We start from the raw sequence: 16,321 nt of genomic DNA on the forward strand, positions 1-16,321 counted from the left end.
TCTAGTCCTCTCGATACAAATGATAGTCGCCTAATTCCATAATAACTTCCTTCAATTTTTCCACCAAAAAGTGGTATTGATTTTCAAAATCTAATGGGGAAATATCTAATAACTGGATCACTTTTCCAAGTTTCAGGGTATTATCATATCCGAACGGTACTACAACAACATCATCAACACCGATTTCTTCAAGATGACACGTGTCGTAGAAAAATCGCTTCCCTGCAACTTCTATTTCTGCAATGAGTAACGTCTCTTGATTATCTTCGTTTTCTTCACACAAGCTTGCAATTTTGTCAAGTCCAACTTGTAGCTTTTGCGGCGATGCTGAAAGATAATATGATTTATTCCCTTCTTGATTGAGGCCCATCACAATTCCTGTCACACCAGGCATTTCAAGATGAACCTCCTCTTGAATTAGATTGAACAAATCTAGTTCATCAAGCAAACTCAATATTTGTTCAGCATCATTTTTATTCAGGAGATTTTTATAAAACTGATTTTGAACTTTATTCCATGATTGATACAATACTTTTCCATCATAGACTTCGATTTTTTTAACGACATAATTTCCGCTAAAATCAATCTCTGATAAGCTCTGAGCGATATAACCTTCTGTGTTATACCAGATTATTTCCATCTTAGCCGTATCATCATGAGTTAAAAAATCTTCTTCTATTTCTGTTATTGAATACTTGGGTTGTCGAGCTGATTCAGACAATAAGAAAAAATGAATAATATCTTTTGCATCAATTTCCTCTTCAGAATAATTATCTGGATGATATAAGCTAGCATCCCCTTCGACAATCATTTTTGAAGCGATATAATAATTGCCTTGTTTTTTAAACGAAATTTCTTTATTTTTATGACCTGTCCACGAACGATAAAAATAGAGTGTCTCATTTTTCATATATAAGAACCATTTATCATCCATATCTTGCGGAATATAGCCTCTTTTCATCTTTTCAAATTCATCTTCAGAGAAAGAAAATTGAGCTAGGATTTCTTTAGGTTGAATAAAATCAATCAAATTTCCCCAAGAATCTTCATTTGTAATTTTCATTTTTTGACTCCCCCTTTCTTTATAAATTTGATTATTTCCTCTGATAATACCTCATAGCCGGCCTCACTAAAATGAATACCATCCCGTAACAAAAGCCTATCCGGGTTTTCAACACTAAACATTGCTTGGAAAACATCTATAACTTGTAGTTGATTGTCAGAAGCGAAATCAAGCAAGGCTTGTCTGAAAAGCTGGACTTCTGATAATTTGCTGTAATGTGTAGGCTCTGTTTCGTTGTAATAGGGCGGTGTAAGCAATACTGTGCGATCTAATCCCAATGTTTCTGCAATTTTCAATAGATTATGGCAATATTCGTCAGGTCTTATCAAAATGTATGGTGAAGCGTCATTTGCACCCAAAAAAACAATGTTTAAATCTGCATTTTCTGCTTTAACAGAATCAATGCGGAATTGTGCGCCATAAGTATCATCGCCGTTAATACCATGAAGTTTGACCGTAAGATTTGGCTCTTTACCCTCAATCATCTCTTTTAAGTAGTTACGATTTTCTGTTCCGAAACCATTTGTGATAGAATCCCCAAAAATGGTTATTTTCACCTTAACGCTCCTTTTCACAAAAAAATAACGCACATCACATCCCCAAAATAGGACGCTCACGCGCGGTACCACCTAAATTCATACGTTATCGTATGCACTCTTATATTCTTTATAATTTGAGATTTTCAAGCACCCGCGCTAAAACATTTGTCCGTTTTCTCTAATCGCTCGAAAAGATTTGTCCGTTTTCTCTAGTCGCTAAAGCGACTGATAAAAAGGCACGCGCGGTACCACCTAAATTCATACGTTATCGTATGCACTCATTATTATTAAACTGAAGTCATGCAACCTTCAAAACCGTCGTTTGAAGTCTCGCAGCACCGACTTCTCTCTCGAAAACTATGATTTTTACTCCTCATGAAGTTAGCTTTATTTTATCAGATTTGGCGGGCTTTTGCAAACTTAATTTGTTGTAATTCAAAAAAAATACCCTTCCTTTCGATTTCTGTTATAATCGATGTACTACGTTTTTTGGAGGAGTTATGATTGGTTTAGGAACGTTAATAAATGCAACTGCGGTTATTGTGGGAGGGCTCATCGGCTTATGGCTCAATAAAGGACTCGCTCAGCGGTTTCAAGATACCATTACGCAAGCGCAAGGATTGGCGGTCGTTTTTATTGGTATTTCGGGAACATTAAGTCAAATGTTCGTTGAAAGCCGTGGTACTTTAGATACTCAAGGCACCATGATGATGGTAATTTCACTCGTCTTGGGCGCCGTGATTGGCGAATGGTTTAATTTGGAATTATATATCGAAAATTTCGGAAATTTTTTAAAAAGTAAAATCAGCAGCAAAAACGATTCACGTTTTGTCGATGGTTTCGTAACAGCTTCACTAACTGTTTGTATTGGTGCAATGGCAGTCGTTGGTTCACTGCAAGATGGAATGTCTGGTGACTACACAATGCTAGCAACAAAAGCCATTTTAGATGGCGTCATTATTGTCATTTTTGCAGCGTCTTATGGCGTTGGTGCAATTTTTTCAGTCATTCCCTTGGTTATTTTTCAAGGGTCACTCACTTTATTGGCACGCTTAATTGAGCCTTGGCTCAATGCCACTGCGATTTCAAATTTATCCTTGGTCGGCTCAACTTTGATTTTATGTGTCGGCTTGAACATCATGTTCAACACTAAAATAAAAGTCGCTAACCTACTTCCCGCACTTGTTTTTGCAACTTTAGCAGGTATTATTTTTAAATAAAAGCTCTGTCAGCACTGACAGAACTTTTTTATTTTAGCTCTAAGCCATGACGAATGAAATTTTGTTCAATCACTAGCTGTAAAAGTTGTTTAAACTGAACTTCATCAAAGTCATAAGGAACTTGCAAACTGCCTTTGCCAGCAGTGACGCCATTCTCAAAAAAAGACTCAAATGCGGTCAAATCAATGGCTTGTGTTCCATAAATCCCAAGCCAATTTTTATTTGCCATCAGCAAGAACAGTTGTTGTGTTGCTTTTTTTGCTTTCTGCGGGTAAAAGCCCGGCATCGCATAGCTGACTCGTTCCTGAACTTCTGGATAAATGTCATGCACCAGTTTTCTGGTCAAAATCATTCGACTCAGCTTGTCTGATTCCAGTCGTTCATCATTAAAATAATCGTCAAAAGGTTTTGCTTTTTCCATGATTTTCTCATTTCATTATTATTATTTAATAAGATTCAAAAAATCTGTAGCCAAAACATCTGTCTCAGCTTAATATTTAATTTCCCCAAAATCTGGCATTTCATGAAATGGTTTGCCATTTTTATAGTTTTCAAATTTTCCTTTGATGAAATCATAAGCTTCCAAACGGCTTTCATAACGGACTTCCGCAGTTTCTGCCGCTGGATCTTCGTTTGCCATTGATTGTGCTGTTTTCATCGCCAAATCAGAAACCTGAATTTGTTGATCCACCCATTCTGAGAAATCCTTAAGAAATTCTTGTTCGTATGTCATTTTATTCTCCTTTTTATAAACTTTTCATATTTTTATTATTTTTTCGGTTTTATCAAATCGTAACTTTGCAAAATCATCTGCCGAAGCAAATCATCTGAAACATCTCCACCCACGCGAATGTCATTCCAATGCGTTTTGTTCATGTGCCAAGCAGGGTTCAAATCCTTGAAATGCTCCCGCAATTCTTCACTGAGTTCGGGTTTTTGTTTTACCGCAACAATCAGTTGATTTCCCCGCTCTGAAAGATAAGCAAATGATTTCTGATTTTTCAAGTGACGAACGACAATCGTTGGACTGCCTTTTTCCATTTTTGCAAACGGAGTTGATGAGAAAACAGGGCCCACTTCCTCACAAAAATTTAATAATTCATCTTTATTCATAGTTCTTTTTGGTAAGCTCGACGTAAGCCATCTATAATTACTTGACCGCGATAGATAAAGCCTTCACGTTCAAAAACATGTTGCATGATTTGGTTCATCTCATGCGTGTCCACACGAAAATCACGATAGCCTTTTTCATTCATTAAGCTATAAATATTTGAAAATAAGAATTTCGTGAGAGACTGACCTCTAAATTCATCAGAAAGCGCAATGCGATGGACAGTTACATAATCAAGGCTGTCATTTGACCATTTTCCATCAGTAATCTTAGTATAATTTGGTTCTTCACCTGTGATAACTGCACTATAGCCTGCGACTTTTCCATCAATCTCTAGTACATAAGCCACTTGATTGGCCAAATCTTCTTCTATATTTTCAATCGCTGGATATTCACCTTGCCATTGGTCGCTGCCAGATTTTCCGAGGAAAATTTTGGCTTCGGAAATAATTTGCATGATGTCTGTCACATCTGATGATGTAGCTTGTCTTAGATATAACATGTTTTTCTCACATTTTCTTAATTTAATTAAAATTCTTTCTGATAAGCGATGCAGGTTGTTAAAATTTTCTCATCTTTGTAAACGATAAGTCCGCGTTTTTCAAATCCCATCTTGAGCAAAGCTGCTTGCATAATTTTATTGTCCGCGTGGGTATCTGCACGAAAATCTGTATAGCCTTGCGATTTTCCGACTTTAAAGACAAAGTCCCAGATCAGCTTGTTAATGCCTCGACCACGGAAAGCCTGAGAAACCGCCAAACGATGCACTGTCACAAAATCAGTACTTTCGTTGCTCCAACTGCCTTGGCTAATCGTATGATACATGATGTCATCGCCCATAATAATCGCAAAATAAGCTGAAATCTGTCCGTCAGTACTGACAACATAGGCAGCCTCTTTTGACAAATCTGGCAAAATATTTTCGGCGGCAGGATACACACCTTGCCACTGGTCAATCCCCTGCTCTGCGAGGAATTCTCTCGCTTCTTGCATTATTTTTAAGATGTCAGGTAAATCTTCAACTGAAGCTTTTCTAATCTCGTTCATGCTGTTATTTTATCACAAAAAGAGGCATTCGATACCTCTTAAATCTTTCTTATTTTCGTTTATTAAACTTGCGTTCTAATCTGATTGGTTTGTCCCGTTTGGTCATTTTGACAACAGCTTCTGTACGGGCTGTATGTGGGAACATATCAACGGATTGGATGTAATCAACATTATAAAATTGTGAGAGAACAATTAAGTCTTTTGCCAATGTTGACACGTTACATGAGACATAAACCATTTTTTCTGGTTGGAATTTTGTGATGGTTTCAAGCAAGGCAGAATCCAATCCTGTACGTGGTGGGTCAACAAGCAATGCTGTTGGGCGTTGACCAGTCTTGTACCAATTTGGAATAATTTTCTCTGCACGTCCTGTTTCATAATGACAATTTTTGAAGCCAAGGCGTTTGGCATTGGCACGCGCATCAACGATTGCTTCTGGTGTTACGTCCATCCCATGGACAGATTTAACCTTATCAGCTACCGCAAAACCAATTGTTCCGACACCACAGTATGCATCAACAACAGTATCTGTCTTTCTTGGATGTAAGGCTTTTACTGCTTCGGCATACAAAACATTAGCTTGTGTTGGATTAAGTTGGTAGAAGGCACGAGGAGACAGTTCAAATTCATAATCAAGGACACCTTCAGTAATGGTATCTTTTTCATTGAATAAGATTTGCGTACGATCGCCGTAAATTTCACTGGTTTTCTTAGGGTGATAATTGACAGCAACAGTGACGATGTCTTTAAATTCTTCTGTCAGCTCTGACAAAATTTTATCAAATTTGACAAAGCCCATTTTTTCACGTTTCGTGATTTCTTGATCAGCATAAGGTTCTGGCCAAACTTGACCGTCCAAAACGACACGTGTTGAGCTGACGAAAATCATTTGAACTTGACCCGTTTTTTGACTTCTGCGAACCATTACAGTACGAATACCGCGGGTTTTACGTTCATCATCAACAGGAAGTTTGTATTTTTCTATCAAGCGACAAACTTGATTGACGATGGTTTGCGTCATTTCTTCTTGAACAACACAGCGTTCAAGATTGACCAAATGGTGTGAATTTTCACGGTAAAGTCCTGCAATGACTGTCCCGTCATTCAAACGACGAATTTGGTACTGCAATTTATTACGGTAATGACGCGGATTTTCCATTCCTAGCGTATCGCGCAATTCATAGTTCTTCCAACCTGTTGGTTTGTACTTTTCAAGTGCTTGACGCATCAAGTCTTTTTTGAACTCTAACTGCTGTGGGTAAGCCAAGTGCATGATGTGCGAACTTGACAAGTCAGCATAAACAGAGTCTTCAGGTTTCACGCGAAACTTCGATTTTTTATTAATTGTTACAACTTTGGCACGTGAAAAATTACGTGCATTTTCTGTGATTTCCGCCAAGATTGTCTCACCAGGCAGGGCATAAGGCACGAAAACAAGGCGTCCAGAGATTGAAGCAATCCCTTCACCATTAATTCCCATACGTTCAATATTGAGCGGGACTTTTTGTCCAATTTTAAGAGTTATCATGTTGCTATTTTACCATATTATCACTGATTTTTGGAGTTTATTTATTGGAAAATAAAAAGATTTAATTTTTAAAATTAAACCTTTCGAAAAATCATTTTGAATATTTACCATTTATGAAAGAAACGTCTTCTGTGTTTGAGTATGCACCGCCGTAAACTTTTATCAAAGCAATAATCCAATCTACAAATGCCCATATCCCTAAGGTCATCCAACCGAATAAAAGTTTACAAATGCCAACGCCGACTTGACCACGCATAAAGCGGTCAACCCCAAAGACACCCAGAAGCCATGCCCCAACCCAGACAAAAAGATGTTTATTGATTTTTGTCTCTTTGGCATTGACAAAATTTACAGCTCCGCTCACATTCTCAACAGCATTCACAAGGCCTTCTGTTTTAACTTTTGCAATCACAACTGTTGCTTCATTTTCGTCAACTTTTACCTATTCGTAAACTTTAACTTTGTCGCCAACTCTTACGCCTTGATAATTTAGAGAGCTTACAGGATATTCTTTTGCAGTCCCGTCTTCACTACCAATCATCACTTTTTCATCTGAAATGCTAATCACTTCATTCATCGTCGTTTCCTCTATCCTTAATTTAATAATTAACACAATTATTCAAATTTTTAAAAATTATATTTTCATATATTGTATTCTATAAATTATAATCTTTTTTGAACAATTTTGCAATGGCAAATCTCATCTTTTCCTCTAAATCTTGCGTTACAAACCTTCAATTTTTTCGTATAATAAAGATATGATAAAAATTACGGAACTTAAGAAGCTGAAACGTCTATACAAGATGAGTTTAGAGGGCGCAGAACTTGATAAAGTCTATATTTGTGAAGACACGATTGTGCATTTTTTCTTGACAAAAGACAAAAACATGACTAAACAAGAGCTGCAGGAAATTGTCAGCTATGACCAGTTTGCTCAAGGAAAAGCCTTAGCCATTTATTATCTTTCCTTCAAAGCACGTACCAAAAAAGAAGTCCAAAAATACTTGATTGAGCATGAGATTGATGAAAATCAAATCGACCAAGTCCTGTCAGCGCTGATGGACAATGGCCTTATCAATGACAAAGCTTATGCTGAAAATTTCATTCAAGGAAAAATTGCCATGGCATCATCTGGCCCTTTTCAAGTCAAACAAAAGCTGATGGAAAAGGGACTTGCAAGAGATACTATCGATGACGTCTTGGCCGAATTTTATGATGAGGAAAATCAGATTGAGGTCGCCACAAAGCTTGCTGAAAAAGTCGTCCGCACGAAAGCGAGTAGGCTCACGCTCAATCAACTAAAACAAAAGATTGCTCAAAACCTGACGAGCAAAGGTTTTTCGTATGCCATCGCCAGCATTGCGATTGATAGCCTAGAACTTGAAGCCGATGAAGAAAACGAGCTTGATTTACTCGATGCCGAACTTGAAAAGGCTTATCGGAAATATTCGAGAAATTACGAGGGATACGACTTGAAAAACCGTGTCACCCAAGCCTTAGCACGCAAAGGCTTTGACTTTGGAAGCATTGCAAGCGCCCTTCGGGATTATGAGTTTTAAGAAAACCTCTGCACAACGAATGTCCATTCTCGTTCTATCGCTATAGCGATAAGTCGAAATGACAGTCTTGACAGAGGTTTTTTTTATTATTATTATCTTAGGTTATTCGATTTTATTATTATTATTTTATATTAGGTTATTTTATTTTGATGATTGAAATGCTGCAACAAATGCTTTTGCATTATCCGTGACTGCTTGATAATCATCATGCAAAGCAGGTGCTGTTAAACCGCCTCCTGCACTTACTGCCACTGCTCCTGCTGAGAGCCACTCGCCAATGTTCTGAACATTGACACCACCTGATGGCAAAATATTGATATAGGGAAATGGGCCTTTTAAATCCTTAATCATTTTTGCACCAGTAATATCTCCAGGGAATAGCTTGATTAACTCAGATCCGTATTGCAATGCTTCCTGTGCTTCTCGAGGTGTTAAAACACCTGGAACATAAGGAATTTGATAGAGATTACACATTTTAGCAACCTCTTTACTAAACGATGGACTTACAATAAACTGTGCCCCAGCAATAATTGCAAGTCTAGCCGAAGTCGGATCCAACACAGTACCAGCACCAATAACAACATCAGTCCCTTGATATTTAGTAACCAAATCCGAGATAACCTCGTTTGCTCGCGGAACTGAATAAGTAAGCTCGATTGATTTTATTCCACCATCAACCACCGCTTCAACAATTTTCACTGCCTTTTCTGCGCTGTCAGCTCTGACAACTGAAACAATTCCTGATTCAATGACCTTATTCAATAAGGTTGCTCTTTGCATCATTTTTCTCCTTAATTTTCGTCATAAAAGGCATTCAACTGCTTTCTCGTTGGATAACCGTCATTATCTCCAGGAGCCATCACAGCCAATGCTCCAATCGCACATCCACGTGTTACAGCTTCTTTCAAATCCATCCCTTCAATCAATCCAGTCAATACACCAAGCGCAAATCCGTCTCCAGCACCAACGGTATCAACAACTTTTTCAACTCTAAATCCTGGTACAGTGTAAGACTGCCCTGTTTTCAGTTTTACGAAAGCTCCTGAGGCACCGAGTTTAACAATAACCGTTTGAGTAATATCACTTTGATTGAGATAAAAATCAGCAATTTTTTCTGGACTACGAGTCCCTACCAAAATTTCACCTTCTTCAATTCCTGGCATTACAATTTCACCAGCTTTAGCCAATTCATTAATGGTTTGTCGCATAGTATCTTCAGATTCCCAAAGGCTAGGGCGAAGATTTGGATCGAATGTCGTATGTATGCCTCGTGTTAATAATTGTTCAACCAAATAAGAAAAAGTCTCACGCGCTTGAAGTGAAATTGCTGGAAAAATACCCGATAAATGCGCCCATTTAACTTCAGAAAAATCAATATCATCAATACTTGATTTATTCATGTAAGCTGCTGCTGAACCTTTTCTAAAATAAAACGTTTCTGGATCTCCAGCATTTACAAATTCTTTCAAATAAAAACCTGTCCAATGTTGCATATCTTTACTGATATATCGATTTCCAACACCTTGATGAGCAATTTCTTTCACAACAAATTGCCCAAAAGGATCATCTCCCACCTGAGAGATATACTCAGTCGAATGCCCTAATCGCGAAGCTCCAATCATGACATTCAGTTCTGCACCTCCCATTACTTTTGAAAATTCAGTTGAATTAACTAAATTTTGATTTAAATTATTTGAGGCAAACACGACTAAAGGTTCACCAATTGTAATTATTTCCGCCATAATTCTGTCTCCAAATACGAACAAACCTTCGTCATGTCTTCTTCAATAATTTCATGATTAAATGTTGGATATTCTAATGCTATTGGGATTTCTTTTGACACTTTAAATAAGATTTCCCGCCAAGCTAATGTACCGCAATCAATTCCAACTACATCTACTTTTCCATCTTGGATAACAATATCTTTCAAGTGGATATATCGAATATCATCAATAAAAAGTATCATGGCTTCTTGGGCTGATTCACCAACAAATGACCAATTTCCAATATCAAATACAAACCCTAAATCAATTTTGTCAGCCCTAATTGCTTTCAAAAATCGTTGGATTGGTTGGATTGTTCCATTTTCCTCAGATTGATCGTTTTCAACATTTATTTCAATTCCATAATTAATCAATGGTGTTAATGCATCTGATAAATTTCCCTTAAAGTTAGCAAAATCCCCAATATTCCATTTGATTTTTTTAACCCCCATCGCTAACGCTTCATCCAAATAATGAACTAATTCAGGATTTATTTCTCCATCAATAAACACTTTATCTGGAACGCTGTAATATAATTCAACTTGAGTTTCCGAAACTGCACTATTAATCTCCAAGATTTCTGATTGGATATCAAAGAAATACTCTCGTCTAATTTCGACTGTCTCAAATCCTAAAGCTGCAGCCTCACGAATTAGCTGACTCTGTTTTATACCTGATTTCCATTCTCCTTCGAAAATAAGCAGATTGGCAACGATTTGTTTTTTCATTTTATTCCCCTATACGCAGACAACAGTACTTCAAAACAAAGTACTGTTATCCATACTTCAAATTATTTGTAATTACTCAGGTTGTTTTCCGATGTAAGCTAAAATTCCACCATCAACATAAAGGACATGGCCATTGACAAAATCAGAAGCAGGAGAGGCCAAAAATACTGCTGGGCCTTGCAAATCTGAAGTTTCTCCCCAACGTTCGGCAGGCGTTTTTGCAATAATAAAGCTATCGAACGGATGACGTGAGCCATCGGCTTGTACTTCCCGCAATGGTGCTGTTTGCGGAGTAGCAATATATCCAGGGCCAATCCCATTACATTGGATATTATATTTCCCGTATTCAGAAGCAATGTTACGTGTCAACATTTTCAATCCGCCCTTAGCTGCAGCATATGCAGAAACCGTTTCACGACCAAGTTCAGACATCATCGAACAAATATTGATAATCTTTCCACCGCCCGCTTTAATCATTCCAGGAATTACTGCCTTTGATACAATAAACGGACCATTCAAATCAATATCAATTACCTGACGAAAATCACTTGCTGACATTTCAATCATCGGAATACGTTTGATAATTCCTGCATTATTAACCAGAATATCAATTGTTCCCACTTCTTTTTCAACTTGTGCAACCATTGCATTAACAGCATCTTCGTCCGTTACATCGCACACATAACCGTGTGCATTAATCCCTGCTTCTTTATAAGCAACTGCTCCACGATCGACTGCTGCCTGACTGATATCGTTATAAACAATCGTTGCACCAGCTTTAGCGTATGCGCTCGCAAGAGCAAAGCCAATGCCATATGTTGCACCAGTTACAAGTGCAATTTTTCCGTTGAGTGAAAATTTTTCTAAATATGCTTCTGTCATGTATATATACCTTTTTCTAATTAATGATTGAAAAATAATTTTTGAATTTTAATTTTTTTATATTTTTAGGCTGCTTGATGGTCAACTGGTACTTCTACCGTTTTTTGCTCTTCTGTTGCTGCCAATTCTTTTAAGTATTCTTCTTTTTTCGCTGCAACCTTATCCGGAAGTGCCTTACGTCCTAATCGACGCGCACGTTTTTCCATTTGCATGGTAATAATGGGTGTCAAGATTGCTGTAACCAATACTGATGTAGCTACAATTGCTGTCGCTTGTCCTGCAATTGGTGCGTATTGAGGAGCAAGTTGAGCAATGGCACTTGGCACTGCAACTGCTGCTCCAGCCGTTGATGATGCTGCCCATCCAGCTACACCATCTGATCCAGTAATGAAACGATCCAAGAGTGAAAGCACACTTCCTGAAATAACAACAACTGCTACTGCCATCAAAATACCAACAAGACCAGATTTAAAGATAGCAGTCAAGTCAATTGCAAAGCCGAGTGTAAGTGCAAAAAATGGAATCATAGCAGGCACAACTGGTGCAAGGAATTTACGGAATTCCACATCAAGGGATCCAAGAATAATTCCTAAAACAAATGGAATTAAAGTTGAAACAAAGGCGGTGATTGGAAATGAGGCCATTCCTGCAACACCCATTGTAATCATGGTCATGAAAGGCCCAGATTCGATAGAAATAAATGGGAAACCTGCAGCATCTTCATCACGATTCAAAGTCGTCATAATTCCCATGTACAGTCCGCCGTTTGTTTCGTTAAATGACGCTATTACAGCTAGGGCAGACAATCCAGCAAATGCACCTGAAGTAATTCCATTTCCTGGTAAGAGATGTCCAACAACTATTCCTAGTAAACCAGCTAAAAGTACTTTACCGACCAGCAAAGTCAACCCTTTTTTAGCAACATATCCCGATGTCTTGAGATTAATTGTGGCTCCAACACTGACAAACCATATAAACAAAATTACAGAAGTTCCAGTTAGAAATGTACCTGTAAAACCTGGTAAAAACTCTGTCGGAAGCTTTGGATTAGGATAAATCACACGGATTAGTGCCCCGAGAAATAATGGCACAATCATCATCCCCGCAGGGATTTTTTCAATTGTTTTTTTAATTTGCATTTTAATTACCTTTTCAAAGATTTTCCCAAGACTTATCTCCATATTGTCTTGGACAATACAATAATTCTCACTTCAATTCATTGATTGGCACGACATCCATATCATCATATGTAATGTTTTCTCCAGCCATTAACCAGATAAATGAATAGTTACTCGTAGCAACACCACAATGGACAGACCAACTTGGACTAATGGCTCCTTGCTCGTTGTGTAAAAGAAGGTGTTTCGTTTCATCTGGTTTTCCCATCATATGAAATACAGCATCTTCTTCTGGTAATTCAAAATACATATAAACTTCTGCACGGCGCTCATGCGTGTGGCACGGCATCGTGTTCCATGCAGATCCTGGAGCAAGTGATGTTAATCCCATTTGTAGTTGACATGATTCGACTTGATTAGGATGAACGTATTGATTAATTTTTCGCTTATTCATATGTTCATCATCACCTGGAGTCAATGGAACAATATTTGCTAAAGCAATTTGTTTGTTAGGGTACTTGTAATGCGCTGGTGCTGATGCAATGTAAAATTTTGCTGGATTTTGCGGATTTTTTGATTTGAAAATTACATGTTGCGTTTCCTTACCAATATAATATCCATCTCGATGAAGCACTTCATCTTCAACACCATCAATTTCGACATAACCGTCTCCACCAATGTTAATAAATCCAAGCTCACGGCGTTCAAGGAAATATTCCACTCCTAGAACTTTATCTAAAACAATTTCTAATGGTTCTTCAACAGGTTCTACACCTCCAAAAATCAATCGATCATTGTGTGTGTAGGTAAGATGAATCCAACCTTCTTCAAAAATTTGCTCAACGGCAAATTCGCGACGTAATTCTTCTGTTGTGAAATCAGCAATATCACTTGGTGCATGTGTATATCGAGTTTCCATAGTTTGATGACTCAATTTCATTCTCCTTTAAAGCGTTTACAAATTATTTTAAAAAAAATATTTTAAACTTTTTCTTACATGCCGGCGTTGACAAAGTTTAGTTTATCGATTTAGTAAACCGATTTACTTTTATTATAAACGCTTTCATTTTATCTGTCAATAAGCAAATTAATTTTTTCACATTAAAAAACCTTTACAAAATATTAAATTTTGTAAAGGTTTTCATAATTTATAACGAATATCTGATATTTAGTTTTGAGTCAATACAAGTTAATTCCACCAGTTGCTTTTCGCCATTGATTTGCGCCAATAACTGGTCTGCTGCTTGGTACCCAATCGCTACTGGATTCTGTTCGATTGAAGTAATTCCTGGACTTACAAGATCAGCCCAGGAACCGTCATCGTATCCCACTACACCAACTTGCTCAGGAATAAGAATGTTTTTTTCTTTCATAAGCTTAATGATGCCGTATAGTAATCCACCATTAAAAGTATAAATGACGGTTTTAATATCATCACGAATATCATCTCTTAGCTGTTCCCATAAATCGTCATCTCTCGCTATGATATCTCTAATCTCTGTTGTAATGACTTGCTTGACCTCGATATCTGAGTCAGCTAAAAGATTCATCATTCCTTTTAGACGATTTACTCGAGGTGTTGCATATTCTATTGGCGGTGAAACTACGATAACTCTTTGATATTGTTTATCTAAAAAAAGCTGAGCAAGGTTTCTGGATTGGACAAAATTATCTGAAACCACAGCTGGCCATAAAAGCGGTTCAACGTAACGGTCAATTTGAACAACTGGATACTGATTTCCTATAATCTGATAATCCGATGAATGCTTAGCTAATGGTTGAAGGATAATTCCGTCAACTTGTTCATCTAAAAGCTTGTTAACGTTTTTAAGCTCTCGTTCGCGATTAATATCTGAATCCATTATCAAAGTATGGTATTCCGTATTTTTCAGTCGATCCATTATGCCTTTTACCATACGTGATGTGTACGGATTTGAGATGTCAACAACCACGATTCCAATAATCGATGAATGCTGAGCCTTCAAAGCTCTCGCTTGTCTATTTGGTCGGTAGCCTGATTCTGTAATTATTTTTTCAATCCTTAGACGTGTTTCTTCCGACATCCCATCATATTTATCGTTCAAAAACCTTGATACAGTTGTTTTTGATACTCCTGCTAAATTAGCAATATCATTTATCGTTATTTTCTTATTCATATTATTTTCATTATACGACATTTTCTTTCGAATTTTATCATAATTATCTTATCTGATTTTTTGGTAATTCTGTCAGTTCTGATAGAATTTTTGTACTCTCTAAAAGCTAATACAAATTATAACAAAAAAAGAGACCGTTTTGCCTCTTTTTTTATTATTATTATTTAACAAATACACTAATCAACATAACCATACCCAACCCAACAACAGCGATGATTGTTTCAAGGACTGTCCATGTTTTCAGGGTTTGTTTAACATCAAGGTCAAAGTATTCTTTGAACATCCAGAAGCCTGCGTCATTGACGTGACTACAAGCAATCGAACCTGCACCAATGGCAAGAACCATCAGAGCTGCCATATTTGGTGACATATTTGCCATCATTGGTTGAACGAGACCTGCGGCTGTCAGTGCTGCCACGGTTGCTGATCCTAAAGCAATACGTAAAATAACTGTGATAATCCACGCTAAAATCAATGGTGACAAGCTTGATCCTTTAAACATTTCAGAGATTTGAGCAGAGATACCGCCGTCAATCAAAATTTGTTTCAGAGCTGCACCACCACCGATGACAAGGAGTAACATTGCGATTGATTTGACTGATTCAACAACTGTTTCCATCATTTCTGATGTCTTTTTATTTTGTTTCCAGCCCATTGTCCAGAGGGCAAAGAGCAATGAAATCACCATGGCTGAAACTGGATTTCCGAGGAACATCATAACATTTTCAATAAAGCTTGTTGGATATGTCGTTGTTGTAACCACTTTTCCAGCTTTAATTGCACTTGATGTTGCTGCGGCAAATGGTTTCCCATTATTGTAAATAATGGAATAAACAGTACTGATAGCCATCAAAATCACTGGCATCAAGGCTGTCAGAATTGACAGTCCGAAAGATGGCGTTTCTTCAAGTTTCCATTTTTTGATTTCACCAAATGCGGACAATTTTGTTTTGATAACAAAGGCTTCAGGTACCCATTTACGAGCAATTTTAGTAAAGACTGGGCCTGCGATAATGACACTTGGAATGGCAGCAATAATCCCGAATAAAAGAACTGTACCGGGATTGGCACCTAAGGCACCGGCAATCGCGATTGGAGCTGGGTGAGGTGGCAGGAAGCCGTGTGTTACTGAAAGTCCAGCGGCCATTGGAATACCCAAGTAAATCAATGGTACTGATGCTTCAAGTGCGACTGCAAAAACAATAGGAATTAACAAGACCATGCCGACTTCAAAGAAGAGCGCAATCCCAATGATAAAGCTGGCAACCATAATAGCCCATTGAATTCGCTTCTTACCAAAGCTGTTAATCAATGTTTTAGCGATACGATAAGCACCACCGGCATCCGCAATCAAACGACCAAGCATGGCACCAAAACCAAAGACAATCGCGAGTTCGCCCAGTGAGCCACCAATCCCATTTTGAATGGAAACAGGGATTTGTCCCAAAGGCATTCCAAGACCAAGTCCAACTAAAACTGAAACAACAATCAAAGAGATAAAAGTGTTCATTTTGAACTTGATAATCATGACAAGAAGTATTAAAACTCCAATTAAAAGTACGAGTAAATCAAGCATTTAAGCTATCCTCCATAATATTTTAAATAAT

20 protein-coding genes are annotated in these 16,321 nt (G+C 37.6%); 2 read left to right on the plus strand and 18 right to left on the minus strand.

The window, feature by feature from the left end; translation table 11 throughout:
* Position 1 precedes the first annotated feature (1 nt).
* Both GHI45_RS05290 and GHI45_RS05295 read right to left on the minus strand, forming a co-directional pair.
* Positions 2–1,063, minus strand: a complete 1,062-nt coding sequence (locus GHI45_RS05290; protein ID WP_147779783.1) for a hypothetical protein — start codon at positions 1,061–1,063, stop codon at positions 2–4.
* Positions 1,060–1,620, minus strand: coding sequence for a GDSL-type esterase/lipase family protein (locus GHI45_RS05295; protein ID WP_187230082.1), 561 nt, complete (start codon positions 1,618–1,620; stop codon positions 1,060–1,062). Before GHI45_RS05295 ends, GHI45_RS05290 begins: the two co-directional genes overlap by 4 nt.
* 482 nt (positions 1,621–2,102) lie before the next feature.
* Between GHI45_RS05295 and GHI45_RS05300 the strand changes: the two genes are divergently transcribed.
* Entirely contained in the window at positions 2,103–2,822 is a 720-nt protein-coding gene (locus tag GHI45_RS05300) for a DUF554 domain-containing protein (protein WP_147779784.1), read from the plus strand.
* 28 nt (positions 2,823–2,850) lie between these two features.
* Here the strand turns inward: GHI45_RS05300 and GHI45_RS05305 are convergent, their stop codons facing one another.
* The 8 genes from GHI45_RS05305 to GHI45_RS11505 form a co-directional block, all read right to left on the minus strand.
* Positions 2,851–3,243 carry a DUF1801 domain-containing protein gene (locus GHI45_RS05305; RefSeq protein ID WP_147779785.1) on the minus strand — a complete coding sequence of 131 codons (393 nt, stop codon included), beginning with the start codon at positions 3,241–3,243 and terminating at the stop codon, positions 2,851–2,853.
* A gap of 69 nt (positions 3,244–3,312) precedes the next feature.
* Positions 3,313–3,555 carry a DUF1912 family protein gene (locus GHI45_RS05310; RefSeq protein ID WP_147779786.1) on the minus strand — a complete coding sequence of 81 codons (243 nt, stop codon included), beginning with the start codon at positions 3,553–3,555 and terminating at the stop codon, positions 3,313–3,315.
* A gap of 35 nt (positions 3,556–3,590) precedes the next feature.
* Positions 3,591–3,935 carry an MmcQ/YjbR family DNA-binding protein gene (locus GHI45_RS05315; protein ID WP_147779787.1) on the minus strand — a complete coding sequence of 115 codons (345 nt, stop codon included), beginning with the start codon at positions 3,933–3,935 and terminating at the stop codon, positions 3,591–3,593.
* Positions 3,932–4,435: a GNAT family N-acetyltransferase gene (locus GHI45_RS05320; RefSeq protein ID WP_147779788.1), complete on the minus strand. Its 504-nt coding sequence runs from the start codon at positions 4,433–4,435 to the stop codon at positions 3,932–3,934. The genes GHI45_RS05315 and GHI45_RS05320 overlap by 4 nt, the downstream gene beginning before the upstream one ends.
* A 26-nt stretch (positions 4,436–4,461) precedes the next feature.
* Positions 4,462–4,980 (minus strand): GNAT family N-acetyltransferase, encoded by a 519-nt coding sequence (locus GHI45_RS05325; protein WP_147779789.1) that lies wholly within the window; start codon positions 4,978–4,980, stop codon positions 4,462–4,464.
* 49 nt (positions 4,981–5,029) lie between these two features.
* Positions 5,030–6,508: a 23S rRNA (uracil(1939)-C(5))-methyltransferase RlmD gene (rlmD, locus tag GHI45_RS05330; protein WP_147779790.1), complete on the minus strand. Its 1,479-nt coding sequence runs from the start codon at positions 6,506–6,508 to the stop codon at positions 5,030–5,032.
* A 91-nt stretch (positions 6,509–6,599) separates the two neighbouring features.
* Positions 6,600–6,920, minus strand: a complete 321-nt coding sequence (locus GHI45_RS05335; RefSeq protein ID WP_255514338.1) for a TM2 domain-containing protein — start codon at positions 6,918–6,920, stop codon at positions 6,600–6,602.
* 30 nt (positions 6,921–6,950) lie between these two features.
* Positions 6,951–7,085: a hypothetical protein gene (locus GHI45_RS11505; protein ID WP_255471391.1), complete on the minus strand. Its 135-nt coding sequence runs from the start codon at positions 7,083–7,085 to the stop codon at positions 6,951–6,953.
* Positions 7,086–7,266: 181 nt separating this feature from the next.
* Here GHI45_RS11505 and recX point away from each other — a divergent pair, with 181 nt between their 5' ends.
* Positions 7,267–8,067 carry a recombination regulator RecX gene (gene recX / locus GHI45_RS05340; protein ID WP_147779791.1) on the plus strand — a complete coding sequence of 267 codons (801 nt, stop codon included), beginning with the start codon at positions 7,267–7,269 and terminating at the stop codon, positions 8,065–8,067.
* A 141-nt stretch (positions 8,068–8,208) separates the two neighbouring features.
* Here recX and GHI45_RS05345 read toward each other — a convergent pair whose 3' ends face one another.
* From GHI45_RS05345 to GHI45_RS05380, 8 genes are all read right to left on the minus strand, one after another.
* Complete coding sequence (locus GHI45_RS05345) at positions 8,209–8,847, minus strand: bifunctional 4-hydroxy-2-oxoglutarate aldolase/2-dehydro-3-deoxy-phosphogluconate aldolase (protein ID WP_147779899.1); 639 nt, start codon at positions 8,845–8,847, stop codon at positions 8,209–8,211.
* An 11-nt stretch (positions 8,848–8,858) separates the two neighbouring features.
* Positions 8,859–9,809, minus strand: a complete 951-nt coding sequence (locus tag GHI45_RS05350; protein ID WP_147779792.1) for a sugar kinase — start codon at positions 9,807–9,809, stop codon at positions 8,859–8,861.
* Entirely contained in the window at positions 9,797–10,558 is a 762-nt protein-coding gene (locus GHI45_RS05355) for a sugar phosphate isomerase/epimerase (RefSeq protein ID WP_147779793.1), read from the minus strand. Before GHI45_RS05355 ends, GHI45_RS05350 begins: the two co-directional genes overlap by 13 nt.
* A 72-nt stretch (positions 10,559–10,630) precedes the next feature.
* The gene (locus GHI45_RS05360) at positions 10,631–11,440 is read right to left on the minus strand and encodes a gluconate 5-dehydrogenase (RefSeq protein ID WP_147779794.1); all 810 of its coding nucleotides are present in this window, start codon (positions 11,438–11,440) and stop codon (positions 10,631–10,633) included.
* A gap of 65 nt (positions 11,441–11,505) precedes the next feature.
* Positions 11,506–12,579 (minus strand): 2-keto-3-deoxygluconate permease, encoded by a 1,074-nt coding sequence (locus tag GHI45_RS05365; protein ID WP_147779795.1) that lies wholly within the window; start codon positions 12,577–12,579, stop codon positions 11,506–11,508.
* Positions 12,580–12,646: 67 nt separating this feature from the next.
* Complete coding sequence (gene kduI / locus GHI45_RS05370) at positions 12,647–13,477, minus strand: 5-dehydro-4-deoxy-D-glucuronate isomerase (RefSeq protein ID WP_187230085.1); 831 nt, start codon at positions 13,475–13,477, stop codon at positions 12,647–12,649.
* 229 nt (positions 13,478–13,706) lie between these two features.
* On the minus strand, positions 13,707–14,735 hold the full coding sequence (locus GHI45_RS05375; RefSeq protein WP_228386021.1) for a LacI family DNA-binding transcriptional regulator: 1,029 nt from the start codon (positions 14,733–14,735) through the stop codon (positions 13,707–13,709).
* Positions 14,736–14,874: 139 nt separating this feature from the next.
* The gene (locus GHI45_RS05380) at positions 14,875–16,290 is read right to left on the minus strand and encodes a gluconate:H+ symporter (RefSeq protein WP_147779798.1); all 1,416 of its coding nucleotides are present in this window, start codon (positions 16,288–16,290) and stop codon (positions 14,875–14,877) included.
* Positions 16,291–16,321 lie beyond the last annotated feature (31 nt).

It is taken from the genome of Lactococcus sp. dk101 (assembly GCF_009601055.1).
In the GTDB taxonomy this organism is placed as follows: domain Bacteria; phylum Bacillota; class Bacilli; order Lactobacillales; family Streptococcaceae; genus Lactococcus.

Bases quoted from the DNA above. Each gene is read 5' to 3' on its own strand.
- GHI45_RS05290 (WP_147779783.1), bottom strand. From the start codon at position 1,063: ATGAAAATTACAAATGAAGATTCTTGGGGAAATTTGATTGATTTTATT.
- GHI45_RS05300 (WP_147779784.1), top strand. From the start codon at position 2,103: ATGATTGGTTTAGGAACGTTAATAAATGCAACTGCGGTTATTGTGGGA.
- GHI45_RS05305 (WP_147779785.1), bottom strand. From the start codon at position 3,243: ATGGAAAAAGCAAAACCTTTTGACGATTATTTTAATGATGAACGACTG.
- GHI45_RS05310 (WP_147779786.1), bottom strand. From the start codon at position 3,555: ATGACATACGAACAAGAATTTCTTAAGGATTTCTCAGAATGGGTGGAT.
- GHI45_RS05315 (WP_147779787.1), bottom strand. From the start codon at position 3,935: ATGAATAAAGATGAATTATTAAATTTTTGTGAGGAAGTGGGCCCTGTT.
- GHI45_RS05320 (WP_147779788.1), bottom strand. From the start codon at position 4,435: ATGTTATATCTAAGACAAGCTACATCATCAGATGTGACAGACATCATG.
- GHI45_RS05325 (WP_147779789.1), bottom strand. From the start codon at position 4,980: ATGAACGAGATTAGAAAAGCTTCAGTTGAAGATTTACCTGACATCTTA.
- rlmD (WP_147779790.1), bottom strand. From the start codon at position 6,508: ATGATAACTCTTAAAATTGGACAAAAAGTCCCGCTCAATATTGAACGT.
- GHI45_RS11505 (WP_255471391.1), bottom strand. From the start codon at position 7,085: ATGAATGAAGTGATTAGCATTTCAGATGAAAAAGTGATGATTGGTAGT.
- recX (WP_147779791.1), top strand. From the start codon at position 7,267: ATGATAAAAATTACGGAACTTAAGAAGCTGAAACGTCTATACAAGATG.
- GHI45_RS05345 (WP_147779899.1), bottom strand. From the start codon at position 8,847: ATGCAAAGAGCAACCTTATTGAATAAGGTCATTGAATCAGGAATTGTT.
- GHI45_RS05350 (WP_147779792.1), bottom strand. From the start codon at position 9,809: ATGGCGGAAATAATTACAATTGGTGAACCTTTAGTCGTGTTTGCCTCA.
- GHI45_RS05355 (WP_147779793.1), bottom strand. From the start codon at position 10,558: ATGAAAAAACAAATCGTTGCCAATCTGCTTATTTTCGAAGGAGAATGG.
- GHI45_RS05360 (WP_147779794.1), bottom strand. From the start codon at position 11,440: ATGACAGAAGCATATTTAGAAAAATTTTCACTCAACGGAAAAATTGCA.
- GHI45_RS05365 (WP_147779795.1), bottom strand. From the start codon at position 12,579: ATGCAAATTAAAAAAACAATTGAAAAAATCCCTGCGGGGATGATGATT.
- kduI (WP_187230085.1), bottom strand. From the start codon at position 13,477: ATGGAAACTCGATATACACATGCACCAAGTGATATTGCTGATTTCACA.
- GHI45_RS05375 (WP_228386021.1), bottom strand. From the start codon at position 14,735: ATGTCGTATAATGAAAATAATATGAATAAGAAAATAACGATAAATGAT.
- GHI45_RS05380 (WP_147779798.1), bottom strand. From the start codon at position 16,290: ATGCTTGATTTACTCGTACTTTTAATTGGAGTTTTAATACTTCTTGTC.